Source organism: Caballeronia sp., from assembly GCF_049581465.1.
GTDB lineage: Bacteria > Pseudomonadota > Gammaproteobacteria > Burkholderiales > Burkholderiaceae > Caballeronia.
In genome coordinates this window covers 1-4,285 of the sequence record NZ_JBAUSA010001110.1, presented here as the reverse complement: position 1 = coordinate 4,285, position 4,285 = coordinate 1, and the positions used below count along the sequence as shown (strand labels likewise).

Annotated in this window: 4 protein-coding genes; 1 reads left to right on the top strand and 3 read right to left on the bottom strand. The window is 57.6% G+C overall.

Going from position 1 to position 4,285, the window contains the following annotated elements; all coding sequences use genetic code 11:
• Window positions 1–182: 182 nt before the first annotated feature.
• Entirely contained in the window at window positions 183–1,352 is a 1,170-nt protein-coding gene (locus WCA53_RS27085) for a zinc-dependent alcohol dehydrogenase (RefSeq protein ID WP_423917943.1), read from the top strand.
• 447 nt (window positions 1,353–1,799) lie between these two features.
• Here the strand turns inward: WCA53_RS27085 and WCA53_RS27080 are convergent, their stop codons facing one another.
• The 3 genes from WCA53_RS27080 to WCA53_RS27070 form a co-directional block, all read right to left on the bottom strand.
• A complete protein-coding gene (locus WCA53_RS27080) occupies window positions 1,800–2,471 on the bottom strand; it encodes an HAD family hydrolase (protein WP_423917940.1) in 672 nt (223 codons plus the stop codon).
• Window positions 2,468–3,058 carry a hemerythrin domain-containing protein gene (locus WCA53_RS27075; protein ID WP_423917937.1) on the bottom strand — a complete coding sequence of 197 codons (591 nt, stop codon included), beginning with the start codon at window positions 3,056–3,058 and terminating at the stop codon, window positions 2,468–2,470. Before WCA53_RS27075 ends, WCA53_RS27080 begins: the two co-directional genes overlap by 4 nt.
• 544 nt (window positions 3,059–3,602) lie before the next feature.
• The coding region (locus tag WCA53_RS27070) for a manganese catalase family protein (protein ID WP_423917934.1) at window positions 3,603–4,285 on the bottom strand (683 nt) is incomplete at its 5' end.

The window sequence follows — 4,285 nt, the reverse complement described above, 5'->3', positions numbered from 1 at the left end:
CTTCTGGCTGCTCTTCGGACGACAGTACGCCGTGGTCGACAATCATCGCGGCCTTCGATCATGGCAACGGACACCTGGTAACGACGTAGTTGGAATAGTCATTGCTGAATAGACTGGGTCGAGCGTGATCCTTCGGGCCCTTTCCCAACGAGCCTCGGCACATCGTTAATCAGGAGCTAAAAATGAGAGCGCTTCGTTGGCATGGCAAGCACGATATCCGTTGCGACACGGTCGCGGATCCAATCATCGAGGAAGGGCGCGACGCAATCATCAAAGTTTCGACCTGCGCGATTTGCGGGTCGGATCTGCATTTGTTTGATGGCTTCATGCCGACTATGGAAAGTGGCGACATTATGGGCCATGAATTCATGGGAGAAGTAGTCGAGGTCGGTAAGGATAACCAAGTGCTCGGGGTAGGCGATCGGGTCGTCATTCCCTTTACCATATTCTGCGGTGAGTGCGACCAGTGCAAGCGCGGAAACTTCTCTGTCTGCGAGCGAAGCAATCGCAACAAGGAGAAGGCCGAAAAAGTGTTTGGCCACACGACGGCCGGGCTTTTTGGGTACTCCCATTTGACCGGTGGGTACGCCGGAGGGCAAGCCGAATACGTTCGCGTACCGATGGCCGACACCACCCACGTGAAAATCCCCGATGGTCTGACTGACGAGCAGGTCTTGTTTTTGGGCGATATTTTCCCGACTGGCTGGCAGGCGGCGGTCAATTGCGATATCCAGCCCGATGATACCGTCGCGATATGGGGTGCCGGACCGGTTGGTCAGATGGCGATCCGCAGTGCTGTGCTGCTCGGGGCGAAGCAGGTTGTAGTGATCGACCGGGTGCCCGAACGGCTCGCGATGGCAAGGGAGGGCGGCGCAATCACAATTAACTTTGGAGAGGAAAGCGTGCTTGACCGCTTGAAAGAATTGACCAATGGTAAGGGTCCGGAGAAATGTATTGATGCGGTGGGCATGGAATCTCATGCCACTCGATCGTTTGATGCCATGTATGACCGCGTCAAACAGGCCGTCATGCTGGAGAGCGATCGCCCTCACGTACTGAGAGAAATGATTTACGTATGCCGTCCTGCGGGCATCCTGTCCGTGCCAGGTGTCTATGGCGGCTTGATCGACAAGATACCGTTTGGCGCCTCGATGAACAAAGGGTTGACATGGAAAATGGGTCAGACGAATGTGAATCGATGGACAGACGATTTACTACATCGAATTCAGGAGGGCCAGATCGATCCATCATTTGTGATCACCCACACGGTTCCGCTGGAAGATGGACCGGGCATGTATAAGACATTCCGCGACAAGGAGGACGGCTGCATCAAGGTTGTCCTCAAGCCGTAGCGGACACGAAGAGCGGTGATGGCCCCGTCGCAATCGCTGGCCGACGTGACATTGAACGGTCGTGCCGGCGCGGGAGCCACGTCGGTGTCCGACGTGGCGTTGCTACCTTCACGAAACGACGGAAAATCCAATGAGGTGGTGTCTGTTTGCAGAGACCGCTTTCGTGAAACGCTGGGCGGCCCCGCAGTATCCAATGTTCTCGTTTGGAAGTTGGCGGTGTAGCACCGCTCGAGCAGCGCGGCGATGATGTAAATGATCGGATGTTCCGAGGCGTATGAAGGGATGGAAAACCACGAAGCGACGAGCGTCAGCGGTCTAGCAAGGCTTGAGCTCCGTGCCTTCGCGACAAAAAAGTGGGGTACTCGATGAAGTGCCCCGAATCCCTCCCCACATGTACGCTGTTGCCGGCCCCCACTGCTCCTCGAGGCTTGCCTTCGGATAAGGCCGTTATTTCGGATGCGTCGCCAGCTCATCCAAATGGTCCAGTAGATCGGCGGGATCCTCGTACACACGAATCGCGCCGGCTCTCTGGAGTTCCTCGTCGCCAACGCCGCCTGATCTCAGTCCTACTCCCAACGCATGGCATCGACGCGCCCCGAGCAGGTCCCATACGCTGTCGCCAACGATGTACACGCGCTCAATCGGAACGCCAAGGCGCTCGGCGGTCGCCAGGAAGAGATCTGGTTCGGGTTTGCCGTGCTCGACATCATCACCCGTGAGCACCATCGTTTGCGATGAATCTAGGCCGAGCTTTTCCAAGCTCGAGGAGGTCGCTTCGGGGCTGCCGCTCGTAGCGATCGCCCACGGTATTTGAGCCCCGGTTAATGCAAGGAGGAGCGCACGGGCGCCTGGAAGCGGCTGAATCTGGCCATTCAACCGGTCGAACGCTTCACTCTGGCCTTTTTTGACGCGCTTAACGCGCTCTAGGTCGATGTCGCCACCGATTTCGCGCAGGAGCTGCTTCGCAAACAGCTCGCCGCTCATGCCGATCTTGCGGTGGATTTTGGAGACAGGTAGGCTCAGCCCTTCGCTCGTCAGCGCTTCGCTCCACGCGATCACGTGTTGGTAGACGCTGTCAATGAGGGTGCCATCGAGATCAAAAATGAAGGCTGATTTCATTGGAAATGGCGCGGTGGGCGCGTGCGGGCGCGCAAAGCCGAAACCAGCGCTAGTGCCGCCGCGCCCACCAGCGACAATGTAAGAACGGGAAATGCTCCAGCGCTATTGATTGCTAGCTCGGCCGGACGGCTGGCGACGAGCTGCGCCCGGCGAGTGTTCATCCTAGCGCCCAAGCGCCGAAGGTCGTGCCCAAGGCTTTGTTCGGCCATCGGCAGCAAGATGGTTTCCTCATCAGCTACGTGATGGAGTACTTCGCGCATCAGCTCCATCAGCGTGTCATCGTAAGCGGTTGAGTCGGGCTCCGTCGCCCGGAGCTTCGCGATGCTTTCACGCATCGCATCATGTTCCGGGACGCTTTTGTCGAGCGTTATCGCGGTCGGGTTTGCAGCGCGAAGCGCAGGATAGAAGATTTCTTCCTCGAGCTGCGCATGAATCTCGAGGGCGGCACAGATAGTGTTGACGATTGCCGCCTTGCGCCAATGCGGCGCGTCCGTTCGATATCGATGAAAAGCTGCTAGTACATGGGTGTGATCTAGCTTGATCATCGTTGTAATGCGCGGCGACGCTGCGAACGATTCGAAATCCATGGTGTGTCGACTACTCAGTTAGAAATGGGTTGGATGCACATACGCAAGACCCTGCGCACCGGGTTCGGGGTAGAACAACCTACTGGCCCTTCGTTAGAGCAATCGATATGCCATAACCTTCAATACCCGGCTGACAATATTAGCCCTTGCGATCTACAGCAGTTCGCAGGCGGCGCTTTCCCTGACCGACCATCACTGGGCTATCGTTCTTGTATCTGGAGGTGAGCCGTGGATCGGGAATCAAAGAAGGGCGAAACCCGATCGCACCTACGCGCTATGGGTAGAAGGCGGTTCGAGGGAAGCTTGCACTTAGGAATCTTGACCACCGGCCCGTGGGTGGTAGAGGAAGAAATGCTGCGCGAGAGAGTGGCGACCCACGCGGAACATAAGTCACCCACGCCTGGTCGCTAGTGTCTTCGATAAGCAATGGTTAAGCATTCAATGCCGTGCTTGTCGGCAACGTGTTGTCGCGGTGAGAGTCGGATGGCCCGATAGGCGGGCCATCTTTCGAGCGAGATCTCATGCAGCTACTATGCGATCGATCTTACTTAGCTGCAGTCGCCAAACCTGCGCCGAGGTCCGCGCCGGTTGTCGGATCAGCGTTGACGTCTGAAGCCGTACGGGATGCCATCGCCTGCAGGACCTCGATATCGGCCTCAGTTACGCCAACTGTTGCGAGTCCGTCGCCACCATCTACCGCCGGCTGCGGATCTTCAACGAACTTCCAGTCGCCGCCTTCGTTCCACGGGCCGCGGATATCTTCGCCCTTCGACATGTTGTAGTAGACGCTCGTGAACTCGGGCACGCCCGGTAACTTGCCCTGCGGAAAGTTCGGTTGGATCGAGTGCAGCGCTTTTTCGAAGGACTTCTGGTGGGCGATTTCGCGCGTCATCAGAAAGCCCAGCGCCTCCTGGATGCCCGGATCGTCTGTGACATTGATCAGCCGCTCGTAAACAATTTTCGCCCGGGCCTCTGCCGCGATGTTCGAGCGCAGATCGGCCGTCGGTTCGCCGATCGTGTCGATGTAAGCCGCGGTCCAGGGTACGCCGGCCGAATTGGTCAACGCGGGTCCACCGCCATAAAGCAGCGCCGTTGTATGGGAATCGTTGCCCCCGCCGGTGAGAGACCGATACAGCTCAGCCTCGGATTCGACAGCTTCCGCAAGCTGGCCCTTCCCGCCCTTATTTAGCATAGCAACGATAGAGCCAATAATTTCCAGGTGACTCA